This is a genomic window from Clostridium drakei, from assembly GCF_000633595.2.
GTDB classification, from domain to species: Bacteria; Bacillota; Clostridia; order Clostridiales; family Clostridiaceae; genus Clostridium_AM; species Clostridium_AM drakei.
In genome coordinates this window covers 201,156-220,950 of sequence record NZ_JIBU02000023.1, presented here as the reverse complement: position 1 = coordinate 220,950, position 19,795 = coordinate 201,156, and the positions used below count along the sequence as shown (strand labels likewise).

At 29.7% G+C, this 19,795-nt stretch carries 22 protein-coding genes; all 22 read left to right on the top strand.

Features of this window, described 5'->3' with window-relative positions; translation table 11 throughout:
* Positions 1 to 38: 38 nt before the first annotated feature.
* The 22 genes from terS (at position 39) to EG57_RS0212730 (ending at position 19,761) form a co-directional block, all read left to right on the top strand.
* A complete protein-coding gene (terS, locus tag EG57_RS0212835) occupies positions 39 to 818 on the top strand; it encodes a phage terminase small subunit (RefSeq protein WP_032077596.1) in 780 nt (259 codons plus the stop codon).
* Complete coding sequence (locus tag EG57_RS0212830) at positions 796 to 2,058, top strand: PBSX family phage terminase large subunit (protein WP_084572228.1); 1,263 nt, start codon at positions 796 to 798, stop codon at positions 2,056 to 2,058. Before terS ends, EG57_RS0212830 begins: the two co-directional genes overlap by 23 nt.
* A 13-nt stretch (positions 2,059 to 2,071) precedes the next feature.
* Entirely contained in the window at positions 2,072 to 3,478 is a 1,407-nt protein-coding gene (locus EG57_RS0212825) for a phage portal protein (RefSeq protein WP_032077594.1), read from the top strand.
* A 39-nt stretch (positions 3,479 to 3,517) separates the two neighbouring features.
* The gene (locus EG57_RS0212820) at positions 3,518 to 4,072 is read left to right on the top strand and encodes a phage scaffolding protein (protein ID WP_032077593.1); all 555 of its coding nucleotides are present in this window, start codon (positions 3,518 to 3,520) and stop codon (positions 4,070 to 4,072) included.
* A 15-nt stretch (positions 4,073 to 4,087) separates the two neighbouring features.
* Complete coding sequence (locus EG57_RS0212815) at positions 4,088 to 4,414, top strand: hypothetical protein (protein ID WP_032077592.1); 327 nt, start codon at positions 4,088 to 4,090, stop codon at positions 4,412 to 4,414.
* A gap of 13 nt (positions 4,415 to 4,427) precedes the next feature.
* A complete protein-coding gene (locus EG57_RS0212810) occupies positions 4,428 to 5,447 on the top strand; it encodes a major capsid protein (protein ID WP_032077591.1) in 1,020 nt (339 codons plus the stop codon).
* Positions 5,448 to 5,483: 36 nt separating this feature from the next.
* Positions 5,484 to 5,822 carry a phage head-tail connector protein gene (locus tag EG57_RS0212805; protein WP_052037910.1) on the top strand — a complete coding sequence of 113 codons (339 nt, stop codon included), beginning with the start codon at positions 5,484 to 5,486 and terminating at the stop codon, positions 5,820 to 5,822.
* Position 5,823: 1 nt separating this feature from the next.
* Positions 5,824 to 6,174 carry a hypothetical protein gene (locus EG57_RS0212800; protein WP_052037908.1) on the top strand — a complete coding sequence of 117 codons (351 nt, stop codon included), beginning with the start codon at positions 5,824 to 5,826 and terminating at the stop codon, positions 6,172 to 6,174.
* Positions 6,174 to 6,626, top strand: coding sequence for an HK97 gp10 family phage protein (locus EG57_RS25460; protein ID WP_052037906.1), 453 nt, complete (start codon positions 6,174 to 6,176; stop codon positions 6,624 to 6,626). Before EG57_RS0212800 ends, EG57_RS25460 begins: the two co-directional genes overlap by 1 nt.
* Complete coding sequence (locus EG57_RS0212790) at positions 6,623 to 7,066, top strand: phage tail terminator family protein (protein ID WP_032077590.1); 444 nt, start codon at positions 6,623 to 6,625, stop codon at positions 7,064 to 7,066. The genes EG57_RS25460 and EG57_RS0212790 overlap by 4 nt, the downstream gene beginning before the upstream one ends.
* An 82-nt stretch (positions 7,067 to 7,148) precedes the next feature.
* A complete protein-coding gene (locus EG57_RS0212785; RefSeq protein ID WP_032077826.1) occupies positions 7,149 to 8,237 on the top strand; it encodes a phage tail sheath subtilisin-like domain-containing protein in 1,089 nt (362 codons plus the stop codon).
* A gap of 15 nt (positions 8,238 to 8,252) precedes the next feature.
* A complete protein-coding gene (locus tag EG57_RS0212780) occupies positions 8,253 to 8,708 on the top strand; it encodes a phage tail tube protein (protein ID WP_029161568.1) in 456 nt (151 codons plus the stop codon).
* 96 nt (positions 8,709 to 8,804) lie between these two features.
* Positions 8,805 to 9,224, top strand: a complete 420-nt coding sequence (locus EG57_RS0212775) for a phage tail assembly chaperone (protein WP_032077589.1) — start codon at positions 8,805 to 8,807, stop codon at positions 9,222 to 9,224.
* 236 nt (positions 9,225 to 9,460) lie between these two features.
* Positions 9,461 to 12,598 carry a transglycosylase SLT domain-containing protein gene (locus EG57_RS0212770; RefSeq protein WP_032077588.1) on the top strand — a complete coding sequence of 1,046 codons (3,138 nt, stop codon included), beginning with the start codon at positions 9,461 to 9,463 and terminating at the stop codon, positions 12,596 to 12,598.
* Positions 12,599 to 12,674: 76 nt separating this feature from the next.
* A complete protein-coding gene (locus EG57_RS0212765) occupies positions 12,675 to 14,048 on the top strand; it encodes a C40 family peptidase (RefSeq protein WP_052037904.1) in 1,374 nt (457 codons plus the stop codon).
* Between the two features lie 14 nt (positions 14,049 to 14,062).
* A complete protein-coding gene (locus tag EG57_RS0212760) occupies positions 14,063 to 14,377 on the top strand; it encodes a DUF2577 family protein (RefSeq protein WP_029161572.1) in 315 nt (104 codons plus the stop codon).
* A gap of 11 nt (positions 14,378 to 14,388) precedes the next feature.
* On the top strand, positions 14,389 to 14,814 hold the full coding sequence (locus tag EG57_RS0212755; RefSeq protein ID WP_084572226.1) for a hypothetical protein: 426 nt from the start codon (positions 14,389 to 14,391) through the stop codon (positions 14,812 to 14,814).
* A gap of 18 nt (positions 14,815 to 14,832) precedes the next feature.
* Positions 14,833 to 15,264 (top strand): DUF2634 domain-containing protein, encoded by a 432-nt coding sequence (locus EG57_RS0212750; protein WP_032077587.1) that lies wholly within the window; start codon positions 14,833 to 14,835, stop codon positions 15,262 to 15,264.
* On the top strand, positions 15,257 to 16,315 hold the full coding sequence (locus tag EG57_RS0212745; protein ID WP_032077586.1) for a baseplate J/gp47 family protein: 1,059 nt from the start codon (positions 15,257 to 15,259) through the stop codon (positions 16,313 to 16,315). The genes EG57_RS0212750 and EG57_RS0212745 overlap by 8 nt, the downstream gene beginning before the upstream one ends.
* Complete coding sequence (locus EG57_RS0212740; protein WP_052037902.1) at positions 16,308 to 16,931, top strand: putative phage tail protein; 624 nt, start codon at positions 16,308 to 16,310, stop codon at positions 16,929 to 16,931. The genes EG57_RS0212745 and EG57_RS0212740 overlap by 8 nt, the downstream gene beginning before the upstream one ends.
* A 2-nt stretch (positions 16,932 to 16,933) precedes the next feature.
* On the top strand, positions 16,934 to 19,267 hold the full coding sequence (locus EG57_RS25455) for a phage tail protein (protein WP_052037900.1): 2,334 nt from the start codon (positions 16,934 to 16,936) through the stop codon (positions 19,265 to 19,267).
* Positions 19,267 to 19,761 (top strand): DUF4376 domain-containing protein, encoded by a 495-nt coding sequence (locus EG57_RS0212730; protein WP_032077585.1) that lies wholly within the window; start codon positions 19,267 to 19,269, stop codon positions 19,759 to 19,761. Before EG57_RS25455 ends, EG57_RS0212730 begins: the two co-directional genes overlap by 1 nt.
* Positions 19,762 to 19,795 lie beyond the last annotated feature (34 nt).

The following is a 19,795-nucleotide window of genomic DNA, read 5'->3' as shown; positions in this document are numbered from 1 at the left end:
AAAATGGATAAATAAGCAGTTGAAGTAGGTGAAATGACATGCCAAAGCAAAGAAGTCCTAACAGTATAAGGGCAGAACAAATGTATATAAATAGCAATGGAAAGGTGGAATTGTTGGATATTGCCCAAAAATTAAAAATACCTTATGGAACTATAAGATCTTGGAAAAGTAGATATAGATGGAATAACAAATTAAATAAAGTATTAGAAAAAGAAAAAATGAAAATTAAATGTATTACTATAAATGATAAATATGCTAAAGGAGCACCAAAGGGAAATAAAAATGCTGAAAAACACGGTTTTTTTTCTAAGATATTTCCACCGGAGACATTAGATATAGTGCAAGATATTATAGTTAAAAATCCGTTAGATATGCTTTGGGAAAATATAATAATTCAGTATACAGCTATAGCAAGATCACAAAAAATTATGAATGTGAAAAATCAAGAAGATCTAACTAAAGTACTTAAGAAGCAAAAAGAATTCAATAGAAATACATCAGAAGGATTAGAAGAAGAATATGAGCTGCAGTTCGCATGGGATAAACAAGCTGCATTTTTACAAGCTCAATCAAAAGCTATGAAGACTTTGGAAAGTATGATCAAACAATATGATGAATTGCTAAGGAGTAATCTTGCTACAGAAGAACAAAAACTTAGAATTGAAAAGTTAAAGATTGATATTAATAACGTTAATAGTGGAAATAACGATAGCAATAAAGAAGGAATTAATGAATTTATAAAGGCCACAACAATGAGTGAGTGTGAGATAAAAAGCTTATTTAAGGATGATGCTAATGAGGAAAAAGAAACAGAATAAGGGCTTTAAATTTCGGCCGTTTTCTATAAAACAAAAGAAACTATTATTCTTTTGGGAAAAAGGATCACCTTTTGCCAATAAAGATATAGTAATAGCTGATGGAGCTATTAGATCAGGTAAAACTATAGCCATGTTATGCAGTTTTGTAAGGTGGACATTGAAACATTTTAATAATGAAAACTTTATTCTTGCAGGTAAAACAATTGGAACACTTAAAAAGAATGTAATAGGACCCATGCAGCAAATACTAAATTCTTGGGGAATTAAATATGAGTATAATAGATCAGAAAATTGTATAACTATAAGTGATAATACTTATTATATGTATGATGCTAATAATGAAAAATCACAAGATAGACTTCAGGGATTAACTGCTGCAGGAGCATTAGCTGATGAAGTAGCATTATTTCCTCAAAATTTTGTAGATCAGATGATAGGACGCTGCTCAGTAGATGGTGCTAAAATTTTCATGAATTGTAATCCAGGTAGTCCTTACCATTTTGTTAAAATAGAGTTTATAGATAAAGCTAAAGAAAAAAATATATTATACATGCATTTTACTATGGATGATAATTTAAGTTTGTCAGAGAAAGTTAAAGAGAGATTTAGACGCATGTTTAGTGGAGTGTTCTTTAAACGATATATTTTAGGTCTATGGGTACAGGCTCAAGGATTAATCTATGATATGTTTAATGAATCTAAACATAAAGTACAAACAATAATAAGAGATTATAAAGAGTTTTATATCAGTTGTGATTATGGTACTCAAAATGCAACTGTATTTTTATTGTGGGGTAAATATTTAGATAAGTGGTATTTAATAGATGAATACTATTATTCTGGTAGAGATAAAGGAAAACAAAAAACTGATAATGAATATTATGATGATTTGGTTGATTTCGTTGGAAACAGAAAAATAAAAGCAGTTGTAATAGATCCAAGTGCAGCATCTTTTATAGCAGTTATAAGGAAAAATGGTAAGTTTAAAGTTAAACAAGCTAAAAATAATGTGCTAGAAGGAATAAGAAATGTTTCAAGTGCGCTAAATGATTTAATAATACAGTTTAATGATAAGTGTATAAATACATTTAAAGAATTTTTTTCTTATATTTGGGATGAAAAGTCTATTGAAAGAGGAGAGGATAAACCTGTAAAAATAATGGATCATGCCATGGATGCCATAAGGTATTTTGTTAATACAATTTTATATAAAAATTGTGGTGTATCAGTATTTAAATAAGGAGGTGGAGACTATGTTATTTGACTTTAAGCCTAAAGTATCAGCAATGAGTCTTGAAGAAATTATAAAGCAATTTATTGATGAATTTGATAAGTCAAGTAAAAGAAAAAATATGTTAATTGGTCAAGCTTATTATGAAAACAGAAATGACATAAATTGTAGAGAAATATACTGTTATGTAAATAAGCAAAAAATTGTAGATCATACTAAAGTAAATAATAAGCTAAGCCATGCATTTATGAAACTTTTAGTAGATGAAAAGATTGGTTATCTTTTAGGTAAATCACCTGTATATACTTCTTTGAATGATAAATTTCAAAAAAAAGTGAATGAAATATTGGATGAGGATTTTGATGATATTTTGAATGAATCTGGAATTGAAGCAAGTAATAAAGGAATTTCGTATCTGCAGGTATATATTGATGATAGTGAAAAATTAAGATTTAAATTAATTCCAAGTGAACAAGTAGTTCCAATATGGGATGATACAGATCACTCTAAGTTACAGTCAGTGATTAGGTACTATTATGTTACTGTATATGAAGGTAAAAATAAGAAAGATGTGCTTAAAGTAGAGTATTGGGATGATAAAACCGTTATGTATTACACAGATTATAATGGAAGACTTATTCCTGATGTAGAAGCAAATGAAACAACAGAGCCATTAGGCCATTATTTAAAGGATGAAGATCATTATGGATGGGGTAGAGTTCCATTTATAGTAGTTAAGAATAATAATAAAGAGCTTAGTGATTTAACATTTGTCAAATATTTGATCGATGATTATGATTTAAATACTAGTGATATAAGTAATAATATTGCTGAATTGCAATCTCTTATATATGTGCTGAAAAATTATGCAGGACAAGATGTTGGAGAATTTATACAAGATTTAAGATATTATAAGGCAATAAAGGTTGAAGGTGATGGAGGAGTAGAATCACTTAATTCCAATTTAAATGTTGATGCATCAGAGAAACATTTAGATAGGCTTAAAAAAGATATTTATCAATTTGGGCAATGTGTAAATATGGATACAGACAAATTTGGAGCTAATCCTTCAGGAGTATCACTTAAATTTTTATATAGTGGTTTAGATCTTAAATGTAATAACTTTGAAAGAAAACTTAGGAAGGCATTTAAAGATATATTTTGGTTTATATCAGAGTATTTAAAAATAAAGAGAGAAGGAAATTTTGATTATACTAAGGCAAAAGTGAATTTTAACAGAAATATGATTACTAACGAAACAGAAACAATTCAAGATTGTCAAAATTCAAAGGGTATGGTAAGTGATAAAACTATAATTGGTCATCATCCTTGGGTAAGCGATGTAACAGAAGAGGAACAAAGATTATTAGATCAATATAAAAACTCGAAGTATAATAATTCTAATTATATTGATAACATAATGAAATAGTAATTATTATTAAAAAAATTAAGAAAGGAGTTATTATAAATGCCAAAGTTAAATGAAATACTTGGAAAAGCATATTCGGGAATACCAGAAGAAATAAAAAGTAAGTATATAGATGTAGATTTGGTTGATAGTTCTAACTATATAATTAGAGAAAAATATAATAGTTTAAAAACAGATATAGAAAATGAGCTTAAAATTGCTAATAAGACTATTGAGGAGTTTCAAAATAAGCTTGATAAGTATGAAAAAGATTATGAAAAATTAAAAAAGGATAGTGAAAAGAAAATAGGTGAAATACAATTTAATTATGCATTAGAAAAGGCTTTAAATAAGTCAGGAGCTAAGAATAGCAAAGCAATAAAAGCTTTGATAGATACTGAAAAAGTTAAATTAGAGGGAGAATCTATTATAGGATTGGATGAACAGTTAAAGAATTTAAAAACATCTGATCCTTATTTATTTGCAGAAAATAAAATAGTTACACCTAAACCAGGAGATGGAACAAGTACGCCAGGAGGAAGTTCCTTAGCTGTTAAAATAGCAAAAGAGAGAAATAAAAAAGTCCAAAATTCATATAAAAATATGTGGAAATAGAAGGAGGTATAAGATATGTATGTAAAAACAATAAACATTAATAATCAAATTGAGTTCTTAGCTAGTGAAAAGTATGTTAATTTTACTACTACAGTGAGTGATGAAGGTATAGTACCTGATGAGTTTGGAAGAAAAATAGTCTTTGCAGGTAGTATACTAGATGGAAATGGAAAAGTAGTTAATGATAGTACTGCTGCAGGAATATTATTTTCTAGCGTAGATGTTACACAAGGAGCGCAACCAGGCTCATTAATGGTTGAAGGTTATGTATTAGAAGATAGACTTCCTGTTAAGCCTGCTGATACAGCAAAAACTGCATTAAAAGAAATAAAATTTAGATAGGAGTGAATTATAAATGACTAGAGTAGAAGAATTATTTTCACCACAAGCAATTTTAAATTATGTGAAGAACAGAGAGCAAATACCAATGTTAGGAGATATATTATTTCCAGAAACAAAAATAGAAGGATTAGATTTTAAAATGATAAAGGGAGCTAATAACTTACCTGTAAGTGCTAGTATACATGGGTTTGATACTGAAACTGAAATAGGTTCAAGAGATGGAATTTCTTATAGTGTAGAAGAATTAGCATTAATCAAAAGAAAAATTAAAATGGATGAAAAATTAATAATACAATTAAATTTTCCAAGGAGCACACAAGAAGAAACTCAAGCTATTAACCAAATTTATAATGATGTAGATAACATGGTAAACAGTGTTAAAACTAGAATTGAAGCTATGAGAATGGAGGTTATAACTACTGGAAAACTTAACATAAATGAAAACGGAGTCAAAACCTCTATAGATTATGGAACACCTAAAGTACAGCAAAGTACAACCGATTGGACTAGTACAGATGCAAAAATATTAGAGGATATTTATAATTGGACAGATAAAGTAGTGCAAAACGTAGGCTGTACTCCTACTAGAGCTGTAACTTCTAAGTCAGTATTAAACTTGCTTTTAACTAATATGGCAATAAGAAAGGCTGTATTTGGGATTAATGCAGATAAATTATTAACCAAAGATATGCTTAATCAATTATTATCATCTATGGATTTACCAGAAGTAGCAACCTATGATTCACAATATAGAACACAAGGTAACGATGGAAAGTATGTAGTAAAAAGGTATTTTGAAGATGGAAAATTTGTATTACTTCCAGAGGGGAAATTAGGTGATACTATTTATGGACTCACTGCAGAAGAAATAGAACTAAGAGGTAAGAGTGATACTAAAATAGAATCCTTTGGAAATATTGTGGCTGAAATATATAGTACTAAAGATCCAGTAGCTAGGTGGACAAAAGCAGTTGCCACTTGTTTACCATCATTCCCTTATGCTGATCAAATATATATTGCTAAAGTGAAGTAAAAAGTTTAGCATTTCTTAGTTTAAGGAGAATTAATTATGTTAGAAAATATAAAAAATACTTTAGGAATAATTGATGATTCCAAGGATAAAATTATTAATCAATATATAAATAAATTTACCCAAAAGACACTTAATTATTGCCATATTAAAAAGTTACCAGAAGAATTAGAAGGATTTATAGAAGATAAAGTAATAGCTATAATACAACATAGATTACACAATAACAGTATAGACTATGAAAAAAAAATTAAATCCATAGAAAGAGGTGATACCAAGATAGAATATTCAATTGACCAAAAAGATGAAAGAACCTTATTAAGTTTTGGAGATGAGGATACTCTCGAATTAAATATTTTTAGAAGGGTTGATTGGTAATATGACAGAAGCTGAAATATTAGAGTTAACTTATTTTGATAAAGCTGCAATATATGGTCAAATAGAGTATAAAAAATTTAATGGAGCTAAAGCATTTAAATCAGGTATGAAGGCAGAAAATGTTAAATGTGCAATTTCAAAGAAAGATACAAGCAATGTAAATCAAACAGATATCACTAATAATATTCGATATAATGTGCTTATGTTCTGTTCAACAGATACACCTATAACTGCAGGTGATGATGTAGAAATTATTTTTGAAAATGGTATAAAGAGAAAGTATGAAGCAGGAGAATTTTTTCCTTATTTAAGTCATTTAGAAGTACCTCTTCTAAGAAAGGATAAAGCATAATGGGATTTGAGATAGATGAATTATATCAGTTTCAAAATGCTTTAATGAATTTTACAAATGTTGATTTTCCTAGAGAACTAGAAAAAGAAATTTTGGAACTTTCAAATAGTTTTTTAGAAAATTTAAAGAATAAGTCTTCAAATGTGAATTATAAGCATAGTACTTCAGAAGAAAGTTTAATAGATAACTGGAAGATAGGTAATTTAGTAAGTGATGATAATGGATACTATATAGAAGTATTTAATAACTCACCTCATGCAGAAAATATTGAGTATGGATATAGGTCCAAATTAGAGAAAATTAGAAATGGTGAAAAATATAAATCACATAATAAAATGGTTTTTATACCTGGAAGACATATGCTTAAAGTAGGTGTAGAGCAGCTTAGTAAAGAACTGCCTGAACATTTGTCAGAATGGCTTGATAGAACAATTAAGGAGTTAGATTTATGATTACATTTAAAGATATTAAAGATGCTGTAACTCTAAAATTAAGTACGGAGTTTTCTAATATAAATGTATATGATGAAGAGATAAGACAGGGGTTTAGTCCACCTGCTTTTTTTATTGAGTTAATTCCTGTAAATACAACTAGAACAAATTTTTTCACTAAAAATCCTACTTTAATTGTAGATGTTCAGTATTTTGCTAAAGAAGAAAATACTGATGAACTTTATGATATGGCTGACAGTTTGGAAAGAAGTTTTAAATTTTGCATACAAGTGAAAGACAGGGTTCTAACTATAATAAAAATAGAATATGAGATAGTTGATTTTGTACTTCATTTTCAAATAAGTTTAAATTATTTAGTTTCAATTCGTGAAGAGGTTGAAACTGAAGAAAATATTAAGCCTATGAGAAAGCTTCATTTTAAGGAGGGGATAGGTAAATGATTTAGAAAATATTTTTAGAGTAATTGTTAAAAAAGCATGAGTAAGATATTTAAAAGTAATTATAAAAAAGGAGATGATTATGTTGGGATTACCATCATTAAATATAATTTTTAAAGAAACAGGTACTACTGCAATTGATAGAGGTACAAGAGGAATAGTAGCATTAATATTGAGAGATAAAACTGTACCTCAAGTAAATCCTATGATTTTGAATGGAGCAGAGGAAATTCCAAGTGGATTAACAGCTGATAACCAAGAACAAATTAATCTTGCTTTTATAGGATATAAGTATCCTCCTAAACAAGTTATTGTTTATGTTCAAGCTGATACAGCTGCAGATTATACAGAAGCTCAGCATTACTTAGAAACTATTAGTTGGGATTATTTAGCAATACCTGGTATATCCGATGCAGACACTACAGCATTTGCCACTTGGATAAAAAAATTGAGAGATTTTAACGATAGAAGGGTTAAGGTTGTGCTTCCCAATACAGCAGGAGATCATGAAGGTATAATTGATTTTTGTGCTTCTACAATTAAGACAGTAAATAAAACATATACTGCTAAAGAATATTGTGCAAGAATAGCTGGATTACTTGCAGGAACACCATTATCTATAAGTGCTACTTATGCACCTTTACCAGAATTAATTGATTGTGATCATCTTACAAAAACAGATATGGATACTGCTATTGACGCTGGAAAATTGATTTTAATGAATGATGGGAGAAAAGTTAAGGTTGCAAGATCAGTAAATAGTTTGATTACAACTACTGAAGATAAAGGAAAGATATTTAAGAAAACAAAAATAATAGATATTATGGATCAAATACATGACGATATCAAATCTACTGTAGAAGATAATTATATAGGAAAGGTACAAAATGATTATGACCATAAAATTTTACTTATGAGCGCTATCAGCAATTATTTTGATGGACTTGAGTTAGATGGTTTACTAGATAAAGGTAAGAGTAATGTATTTATAGATACAGCAGCTCAAAAGATTTATTTAAAAACTTCTGGATATAAAACAACAGATGGAAGAACAGTTGATCAAATGTCAGAAAATGAGATTAAAGAGGCAAATACAGAAGATCAAGTATTTATAGCTGCTTCAATTAAGATTTTAGATGCTATGGAAAATATTAAATTTGGAATTGCAATTTAAAGGATGGTGAAATATATGAATAGACAAGGATATTATGATGAAACTAAAACTATATATGGAAACTATGGAACCTTATTTTTAAATGATGCTCAGGTTGCAGAATGTACAGCATTTCAAGCTAAAGCTAAATTAAATAAAGTTGAAGTACCTATGTGTGGAACTAATGCAAAAAAGCATAAGACTGTTGGATGGGATGGTTCAGGTACGATGACCTTAAATAAAGTTAGTGATAGAATGATATTACTTTTAATGGATAATCTTAGAGATGGCATAGAAACGGTTTGTACTTTAATTAGTAAAATAAGTGACCCAGGAAATGGAGGAACTTCAAGAGTTAAACTTAGTGGTGTCAAATTTGATGAATTGACTGTAGCAGATTGGTCATCTAATAAATTAGGCACTGAATCCATTCCTTTTACTTTTGAAGATATGGAAGCTTTAGATACTATTGATCCAAGCATAGTCAAATAGGAAAAGTTATATAATTGTAAAAATAATTTAGAAACCCAGCATTAAAAAATGCTGGGTAAAATCATTTAATAACATTTTTAATTTGGGAGGAAAGTTATGAGTAAGATAGATTTATTATTAAAATTAGACAAATCAAAATTAGTTAGACCAACAAAAGAAATAGAAATAAAGAGATTGTCAGAGGTTCTAGGAGAACCTTTTTCAGTTACAGTTCAATCAATTACAGCAGATGAATTTGAAGATATTCAAAATGCAGTGTCAATAAATGCAGATGGAAAAGTAGAATCTGAAAAAAATATTCAAGCTAAATATGTAGTTTCTGGAATAAAAGATCCAGATTTCAACAACCAACAGATTATTGAACAGTTTGGTGCAATTAATGCAGCAGAAGCTGTAAATAATATATTTTTACCTGGAGAAATAACAGCAATATTCAATGTAATAAATGAATTAAGTGGATTTAGCAAAGATTCAGTTAAAGAAATAAAAAACTCATCACCAGAGACAGCGAAGTAAATTTGATGTACTGTCTCTGGAAAGAGAAAAGGATTAATGTTCCCTCAGACTATTGGAATTTAAGTTTGGGGGATAAAATCTTTTTAAGAGCTTTTTATGAGAAAGAAATTGAGGATAAAAATAATGAAAGAAAAGAAATAAGAAGCAATAAAATCCCAGTATTTTTAACAGAATCAATTTAAATTAAAAGAGTTATAGTCTTATTTTTATAGATTTTTTAGATGGGAGGTGAGAAAGTGCCAGAAATAAGTGCAAAAATGACGTTAGATACTAGTATGTATATAAATGCAATTAAACAAAGCATTCAATACACTGATAATTTTAGAAAAACAGTAGAAGAAGCAAAACAAAGTATAAACTTAATTAGTATGACAAAAGTACAAGTTAAAATTGAAGTTAATATAAATAAAACCTTAGAAAATATAGCAGAAACGAAAAAACAATTAGATGGAATTAAAAAGAATGTGAGAAGTCAAATATTAATAGAGGCGCCTCTTAATACTATATCAGAAACAAAGAAACAACTTAATGAAATTAAAAAGAATATTCAAATTATGATAGCAGCTAAAGATTCAGCAAGTAACAGTATAAAAAATATTGGAAAAGAAGTTAAGTCTTTAGTAAGTAGACCTTTTCAAGTTGTATTTAAGGCTAAGGATGAAGTAAGTAAAGTTATAAAAAATATCACGGATAAAGTGAATAGTTTAAAAGATTTAGCAGATAAAATTGGGAAAAATACTATAGGTGCAGCAGCTGAATCAGAACAAGAAGAAGTAGTAATGAAGCATATTATAGGAAATAATAATCAAATGTCAAGTTCTCAAGATATACAGAAAATGACCAATGAATATATATCACAGCTTAAATCACAAATAAATGAAGCTCCTTTTTTACCATCTGACTTTATGTCAGCAGGTCGAAAAGCTGTAAATATAACTAATGGTAATACTAAAGAAGGTATGGATTTAGTAAAATTAAGCGAGAACATGGCAGCTTTAAACCCTGGAAAAAGTTTAATGGATGCTATGAATGCTTTATCAGATTTAAAAAAAGGCGAAACTAAAAGCATGGATGGTTTTGGAGTTAATATATCTCAAAATGATATAAGCAAGGCAGGAGGCATTGACAATTATTTTAAGACCCAAATAAATGATAAAGGTAGTTTAGGGAAAGCATTTGCTGGTGGTGCAAGTAATCAAAGCAAAACAGCATTAGGTCAATGGAATATTGTTAAAAATAATTTAAAGAGTATGGAAAAAAGTATAGGAGAAGCATTCTTGCCAGCTATAAGTAAGGTTTTAATACCTATAAATAATTCCTTAGATAAAATAAGTAAGTCAAAAGCATTTGCTAATTTAAAGAAGGATCTAATGGATTTTGCAGGTAAAGGTGCAGATAAAGTTGTTAAATTCTTTGATGATTTAGGAAAAAATCCGGAGCAACTTAACAAATATAAAAATTCATTTAAACAATTAGTTAAAGACATTCAAGCAGGTTGGAAAGAAGCAAAACAATTTGTAAAAGTTATGGGAGACATAATAAAAGGATTAATGCCAATAGTTAGCTTTGCAGCATCTCATGCTAATTTATTCATAGGAATTTTTGGGGGAACGAAAGGTATTCAAGCTGGTTTAGCTATATTTAAAACTGTAGATAAACTTAAAACGGAATTCCCTATACTTGGAGTAGCTATTAGTAAATTTTCTGGAGGTGCTGTAAAAGCTTTAAGTGCTGTTGGAAAAATATTTGTAGATAATCCGTGGGGTGTGGCTATAGGATTAATAGTTTTGGCAGTTGTTGGACTATATGAAGCATGGCAGCATAATTGGGGGGGAATACAAGAAAAAACGCAAGCAGTTGTTAAAGAACTAAAACTTGTATTTGAAGATTTAAAAAAAGCTTGGGAAGAATTAAAAAAGTTTTTTCAACATCCTATAGATGCAATTATTAAATTTTCAAAAGAAGGAAGTCCTTTAAGTAAAGTATTTAATAATGACCCAACTAAAAAAAATGCATTGGGAACAAGTTATTTTGAAGGTGGAGAAACTTGGGTCGGCGAAAATGGACCTGAAATTTTGAAGCTTCCAGGTGGATCAAAGATAATTAGTAATAGAGAATCCATGAATATGGTAAAGCCTAAAAATAATCAATTACCTAATATGACTTTTTCATCTACAATAGCAAGTCAAAGTAAATCAATGATTCCAGAAACTAATAAATGGGGAAAAGATATTCCTGATAATTTAGCAAAAGGAATAAGAAATAACACCAAATCTGTTACTGATGCAGTTACTTTCATGGCTAGTAAAGTAAGAGAATTAATACATTTTAGTGTTCCTGACAAAGGGCCACTTTCTGATTTCGATACTTATTCAGTTGATATGCTAAAGAATTTTGGCACAGGTATAAAGAATAATACAAAATTAGTAACAGATCCAACAACTAATATGAGTACTAATGTTAAAACTGTATATTCTCAATTATCTACAGAAAGTAATAGTTATGGAAAACAAGTTATCCAAGAACTTGGAACAGGGGTACAAGCTTCTTCGAATAATTTAATTAGCATTGTAAAAACACTTACGGATAAGGTTATACAGCAGTTTAAAACAGGATTTGGAATTCATTCCCCTTCAAAAGTTATGTTTGACATGGGTGGATTTTTAATGCAAGGACTTGTAAATGGTATGTCTTCAAAGGATGTAAGTGGATTTATTGAAAATTGGATAGGAAGTATTACATCATCAGCTGGTGGAGCAATAAGTGGAAATTTAAAAATGTGGATAGCAACAGCTATGGCACTAACAGGAGCTCCTAGTGATTGGTTTGGACCTTTATCAGAAATTATTGAACATGAATCTAGCGGAAATCCAATGGACATAAATTTATGGGATTATAATGCACAGCATGGTGATCCTAGTCGTGGGCTTATGCAATTAACAGGTGAAAATATGGCTGATTATCACCTCCCAGGAATGACGAACATATACGATCCAGTATCTAATATTGCAGCAGGAATACAATATATAAAATCCAGATATGGAACTGTATATAATGTTCCAGGTATTCGTGCTTTAGCCGAAGGACGATCATATGTAGGATATTCTAATGGAGGTATAGCAGATAGAGCATCAATTTTTGGTGAAGGACAATATGCAGAAGCAGCAATTCCGTTGAAGAAAAATAGTTCTCATTCTCAGCAACTTTTAGATATAGCAGATAGTTATATAAATAGTGATAAAAAAGAAACTGATAAGAAAGATGTAAAGATAATAATTAATTTTAATGGTTTAACTGTAGGTGAAGAAGAATTTTTCGATAAGGCAGGTGAACATATAGTTAAAAAAGTAAGGCTTGCATTAAATAATATGTAGAAAGTTTTAGTAGAAACATCTTAGAAATAAGGTGTTTTTATTTTATGTAATTTTAATAAAAGGAGCGTTTTTAATAATGTGGACCTTGTATACTAACCATATAATAGGTAAAGGTGAACTTCCACAACCAGAGGATATAATCGATAGATGTGGTAGTTTTAGTTGGGCAGATGATTCTGACACACTAGCCGTAAGTCTAACCTTCGATAGTACATTAGACCTGGCAGAAGGAAGAAGTCATCTAACTTTAAAAAAAGATAGTAAGGTAGTGTTTCAAGGCGTTATTGTAAATAAAACTAATAAAGATAAAACAAGCAGTTATACTGCTATGGATTATGCATTTTATCTTAATAAGAATGAAGATATAATCCAATTTAACGGCTTAAACGCTAAAGATGCTATTTATGCACTTTTAAATAGACAGGGTATAGGTGGAGCTTGCACAGCACTTAGTACAAAGATAAGCAAATTTTACAAAGGAAAGGCAGTTTCAGATATTATAAAGGACATTTTGGAGCAATGTAAACTTGAACTTGGCGAAGATGTATGCATGGAAATGAGAGGTAATGTTCTTTGGATAGATAGAATAAGTAATTTAAAACTTGATTGTAAGTATGCATTAGGCACTGATTTTTCAGTAACTAGAAGTATGGAAGAGATGGTAAACTATGTAGATGTAGCTTCAAACGAAGAAAGTGATACAGGTTCATATGCTCACGCAAATGATGATAATAGCATAAAAATATTCGGCAGGCTTAGTAAGGTGGTAACTATAGAAAAAGGCAATGCAGCACAAGCACAAAATGTTGCTAATAAGTATTTATATGCTTACAACGGAACAAAAAGGGAATTAACTTGTACCTTAGTAGATATAGAAAATTGCGAAGATATTAGGGCGAAAAGAAGTATTTATATTAGTATTGCAAGATATGGGCTGCAAGGATATTACAAGATAAAATCTGCACAACATTCTCTTAATAATGGTATACATAAAGTAACTGTTGTTATAGATTTTAGTGGAGTTACTTTTGCAGATCCTGAAGAATTAACAGCAGCCAGTAGTTCTACTAATAATAGTGATAATTCTAGTAGCGTAAGTAGTAAGGCTGATCAAATAATTGCCTTTGCTAAACAGTTTCTTGGTGTTCCGTATGTTAATGGGGGAGGTAATCCTCCGAATAGCTTTGATTGTAGTAGTTATGTAGCCTATGTATTTAATCATTTTGGATATAATTTAACTGCCTATACCTATGATATGATAAATCAAGGAACAAGAATAAGTATTCAAGAAGCAACTGCAGGAGATATTTTATTTTTCCATAACACTGGCCATGTGGGCATTTACATAGGTAATGACCAGTTTATCCATTGTCCGCATACAGGAGATGTAGTTAAAATAAGTCAATTTTCTACTTATGGTGATTGTAATGCAGCAATAAGGGTTCTTTAGGAGGTATAAATAAAATGAGTTATGATATAGATTTTGCTAAAGAAATAAGGGGCAGAGATAATGAAAGTTATATGGGCGTGATCGTGGGTATTGTAGCTAAAGAAAACCCTCTTATCATAAGCATTTACAACGGTGAAGGATTATTTACAGGTGATAACTTATATATATGTAAAAGTGTCACGGAGTATCATATACCTTTTAGTTTATCGTGTCCAGATGGTCAAGTTACAGGAACTATTACACATGAAGGCGTTAAGACTGGAGAAAGAGTTGCTTGTATTGCTACTGAAGACAACCAAAAATTATTTGTTATAGATAAGTTAGTGTAGGGGGTAATGTTGTGGAATTTTGGTTTAAAGATGAAAGGACAGACGGTAACGAACTTAATAAAAATCAGATTTTTCAGCTGCCTGTTAATCCTCCAACATTTGAAGTACAAGTTGGTGCAAATAACGAAACTTTTGAAACAGAAGGATTAGGAGAAATTAATATCATAGGGGAAAAGAAATTAGCTACTATAACATTTAGTAGCTTTTTTCCTGCACAAAATTACAATTTTTGTGTATGTACTCCAAGAGATGACCCTTATGATTATGTTTGGATACTAGATACTTTTATGCATTGGAGAAAGCCAATTCGGTTTATTGTAACTGGAACAAATATAAATAGTTTATATTCTATTGAGAACTTTACTTACAAAGAAAATGCAATGAGTAGAGATATTGAATTTACTTTAAGTTTAAAAGAATATAAAAAGCTTTCATAGTAAGAAAGGAGGGAATACATGAGTATTTTTCCTGATTATGTTTCTAATTTAAATACAGCAACAGAAAGCTCAGCAATGGCAACCTCAAGTATTCCAAAAGAATATGCATGGGATTTTGAAAAAAATAATTTTTTATTAAAGGATGGTAAGTTTCAAGTAGTAGAAGGAAAAGAAGCTTTAAAAATATGGATGTGGAAAGCACTTCATACTATGAAAATGACTTATAGTATTTATTCTAATAGCTATGGACATGATTTAGATAGTATTATAGGACAAGGATTTAGCAATGGCTTAGTAGAAAGCGAGGCTAAAAGATTGGTAAGGGAGTGTTTAAGTGCAAACTTACATATCCTTAGAATTGAAGGTTTTAAAGTAAACTATGAGGAAGATAAGTTATCAATTGAATTTACAGCTATAACTGATCAAGGGAAGGTGAATATAAATGTTTAATCATTATATTGATGGAAATTCTGATTCAGAAATATTAAAAAGATTAAAAGAAGATATAACTTCTGATGTAGATAAATTAGAAGGCTCATTTATACATGATTCACTAGCTCCTGTATCAAAAGAAAGTGCTAAAAGGTATGAAAAGCTAGATGATTTATTAAATAAAGCTATTCCTCAGCTTAGTTCAGGGAAATATTTAAAAATGCATGCTGCTTCAAGGGGAGTTTATGAAACAACCGCTAAGTATGCAGTAGTAAATGAAACTATAAATGGCAAGAAAGGTACTTTAATACCTGCAGGAACTATGATACAAACTCCAGGAGGATTAAAATATAAAACTACAACAGATTCTGTAATTGGAGATGATGAAAAAGTTATTAGCTCTTTAAGAGCAATAGATATTGGTTCAAAATACAATGTTCCTTCAAATACTATTACTCAACTTCCAGTTACTATAAATGGAATAATTAGTGTTACAAATGAAACCCCTGCAACTGGTGGAACTGATCCTGAAACTGATGGTGAATTATTATCTAGATTACTTCAAAGAGTGCAAAACCCTCCATCCAGCGGAAACAAGAGTGACTATGAGAGATGGGCAAAAGAAGTTAGTGGTGTTAAAGGGGTGAAAGTAGTTCCTCTTTGGAATGGTCCTGGAACTGTAAAAGTTATTTGTTATGGTGATAATGGACAATCGCTTGATAGCAATATTTTAGATAATGTAAAGCATCATATTGATCCAAAGAATGGAACTGGAGAAGGTACGGCACCTATTGGGGCTAATGTATCTATAGTTACTGTATCAAACAAAGTTATTAATGTTAGCATAATGGATTTTAAGGGAGATAAATCCAATGTGGAAACAAGTATAAAAAATTATATTAATACTTTAAAACCAGGGAGTTCAGTAAAATTAATAAATATATCTGCTATAATTACCAATACACAAGGTGTTGAAGATTTTGCAAGTGTAAAATTAAATGGAGATATTGTTAATATGGGCACAACAGATGAAGAAAAACCAGTATTGGGGGTAATAACCTATGAGTGATTTTGAAGGTTATTTACCGCCATTTTTACTTGAAAATAAAGTTTTTTCAAATTTAATTGAAAGTGTAGAAAAAAATGATTTTGATAAATATGATGAAGCCTTAGAAGATTTGCTGCTTCAAGTTTTCCCACAAACTGCAACTTGGGCATTGAGATTATGGGAAGAATTTTGTGGAATCATAACAATTGAAGGTTTAGATGTAAATATAAGAAGAAGTAAAGTAATGGCTAAACTTTCACAAGTTAGCCCAATTACACCTAATATAATGAAAAGTATGATTTCAAAATTTACTGATGGAATAGTTAAGATAATTCAGGATACTTCGCAGTATTCTTTTTTTATTGATTTTCAAATAAAAAGTAAAATATTAAATTTAAAAGAGCTGTATGAAACTATTGAATATGTTAAACCAGCACATTTGGATTATGATTTAGCTTTGAATTTTAATATAAGTAATAAAAAATTTTATATGACTAGTTGCTTGATATGTGGAGAAACAATAACAGTGTATCCTTGGAGCAAAAAAGAAATTCAAAGTGTTGGGAAATTTCATATTGCAGCAGGAAATAATTCAGCTGATGAGAGAGTAACTATATACCCTAGAAAGGAGGCATAAATATGGAAGAACAATTTTATTCTATATTAACTAAAGTTGGTAAGGCAAAAATAGCAAATGCAAGCGCACTTGGAACTAAAGTAAATTTTACTACTTTTGTACTTGGTGATGGTGGAGGAAATTATTATAACCCAATAGAGGATCAAACAACGTTGAAAAATCAAGTTTGGAGTGGTTCAGTAAACAATCTTAATATTGATAAAAGCAATAATAATTGGATAGTTGCAGAAGTTTTAATTCCTGCGGATATTGGAAATTTTATGATAAGAGAAGCTGGAATTTTAGATGATGAAGGTAATTTATTAGTTATTGGGAAATACCCTGAGACCTATAAACCTATTGCAAGTAATGGAAGTACAAAAGATTTAACCATAAGAATGATATTAGAAGTTTCCAACACCGCAGCAGTAACTTTAAAAGTGGATCAAGGTGTCATGTTGGCACATAAGGAAGATGTAGAAGCAGTGCAAAAAAAGGTAGAATCTTTACAAAAGCAGGTAGATGATGAAAAAAATGCAGCAGTATTTACTAATATTTATACGAAATTCACTGCTGAAGAAGATAATATTGGACATATTCCCATAGGTCATGCAAATTTTAATCCAGAACAAGATATCTTAAATGTTAAATTTTTAAATGAAATTTTGACTAAAGAAGTAAATTATAATATAAATTCAGATAACCTAAGTATTGACCTAATAGATTGGGTATTAGAAAAGGATGAAACCATCTATTTTGAGACAATAAAAAAATGTACTAGTATGGTAAATGAATCTGATGGATCTTTATTGGAAGAAAATAGTGTTAATGAAAGTAAATTAAGCAAATCATTACAGAGTAAAATCAATAAAGAAATTAAAGCAGAAGATATAAAAGGTAATGATGGGGTGACTTTAGAGAAAGTTAAAGAAGATTTTACGTCGCATTTGGCAGATAATACGAAGCATTTACCTTCTGGCGGAACTGTATGGCAAATAGTACAAAAACAACCTACTGGTTGGGGATTAATAGATTTACCACCATCTAAAGATATAGATAATGGAAGGTATCAAAGTGTTTGGGGATTGGATGATGCAGTTTTAAATAATTGTGTTTTAGAAAATGGTATAGCTAAATTGAGTTATGTTGAAGATATGATAAAGAATGAAACAGTAAGTGGAGGTGCTAATATATGGGCATCATACTATGTATCTCAAACTATTACTTCTGATGGTATTAGTTTTGATGCTATAGGATATGTTGAATTATATGTGAACAAACACAATAGTCCCATAGGAACATTAACTGTTAGTTTGTATGATCCCATTACTAATATGACATTAGCTACAGCTAATGTTATAGGTGTTACAGCTGATGCTAAATTTTGTAGAGCTACTTTTGATACTCTTATACCAGTTATAAAGGAACATGGTATAATAATCAGAGTTTATGATGGCGTATCTAATTCAGCCACTAATTCCTATAGTATTAGTTTTGCAGCCACAGATACTTTTGTAAATGGTTTTAGTCAGTATTCAAACAATGGATTTGTTTCTAATGGCGAATTAGGAAAGGACTTAACTTTCAGGTTAGGGGTTTATCATAAGGCTACAACAGGAACAGCAATAAAAACAGTAACACCAAGCGACCTAAAAAAATGGGGTAATATAAAATGGACACAAACTACACCTACTAATACAAGCGTTAGATGCGATGTATGGAATTCTGCTGGAACTACAGTATTAAAATCTAATGTTACTTCAATTGCTGATTTATCAGATATAGATATTACTGCAAATCCAAGTATAAAAATCAAATGGATATTAAATAGAAATAGTGTAAGTGATACAAGCCCTACTGTAAGTAATGCTAGTGTTACTTGGGAAGGTAAAGGATATAGTGGAGATGGTGCTTGGGAAAAAATAGGCAATGTGATATTAGCAACTTCAATACAACAAATAGACTTTACATTAATATCAAATGATTATAATTATCTTAAAATTATATATTCTGCTAAAGGGATTTCAAATTCTTATATTAATATACAATTTAATGATGATTCGAGTTCATTATATAATTATGGTGAAGATACTCTTACTACAGGATCATCGGCTATAACTTTAAATTATGGGGCAAGTTATAATTATGGTATGACTTTTGGCGAAATATTTATGAATAATATTCAAACTGAAAGAAAATCAATCTTAGGTAGATATAATTATAGTAATGTCAATCAAAGAAAATATTTCTCAGGTGCATGGGGAAATACATTAAATAAAATAAATAAAATATCCTTATCTACTGGTTCAGGTAAATTTGCAATAGGTTCAACATTTACTTTATGGGGGTGCAAATAATGGCAGATAAATTAGTAATAGATTGCTCAACAGGTAAACTAATAGAGCAAGATTACACAGAAGAAGAAAAACAAGCAATGCAAATTGGTTCATTAGAAAATACAAAAATTCAAAAGATAAACGAAATGAATTTAGTATGTCAAAATGCTATAATAAACACTTTTAAATCTAGTGCTTTTGATGGAACAACTATAGAAGATTATTCGTGTGAACTTACAGACCAAAGCAGAATAAATGGACTTGTTACAATAGCACAATTAAGGTTAGCAAATTTAACTACAGAACCTATAAACTATTATAAGAATAAAGAAGCTATTAAATGTACAGAATGGCAACCTAAAAATATGCTTGCTTTGGGATTAGATATTAAAAGACACATAGAAAAAAATACTAATCATTATGAAGATTTAAAAATATATATTAATAGTTTAAATTCTGTAGAGGAGGTTCAGAAAGTAACATGGGACACAGTAATTCCAACAACAACTACTTAAAGAAAGACTTGCTTCTAATCTTTATAATGGGTGC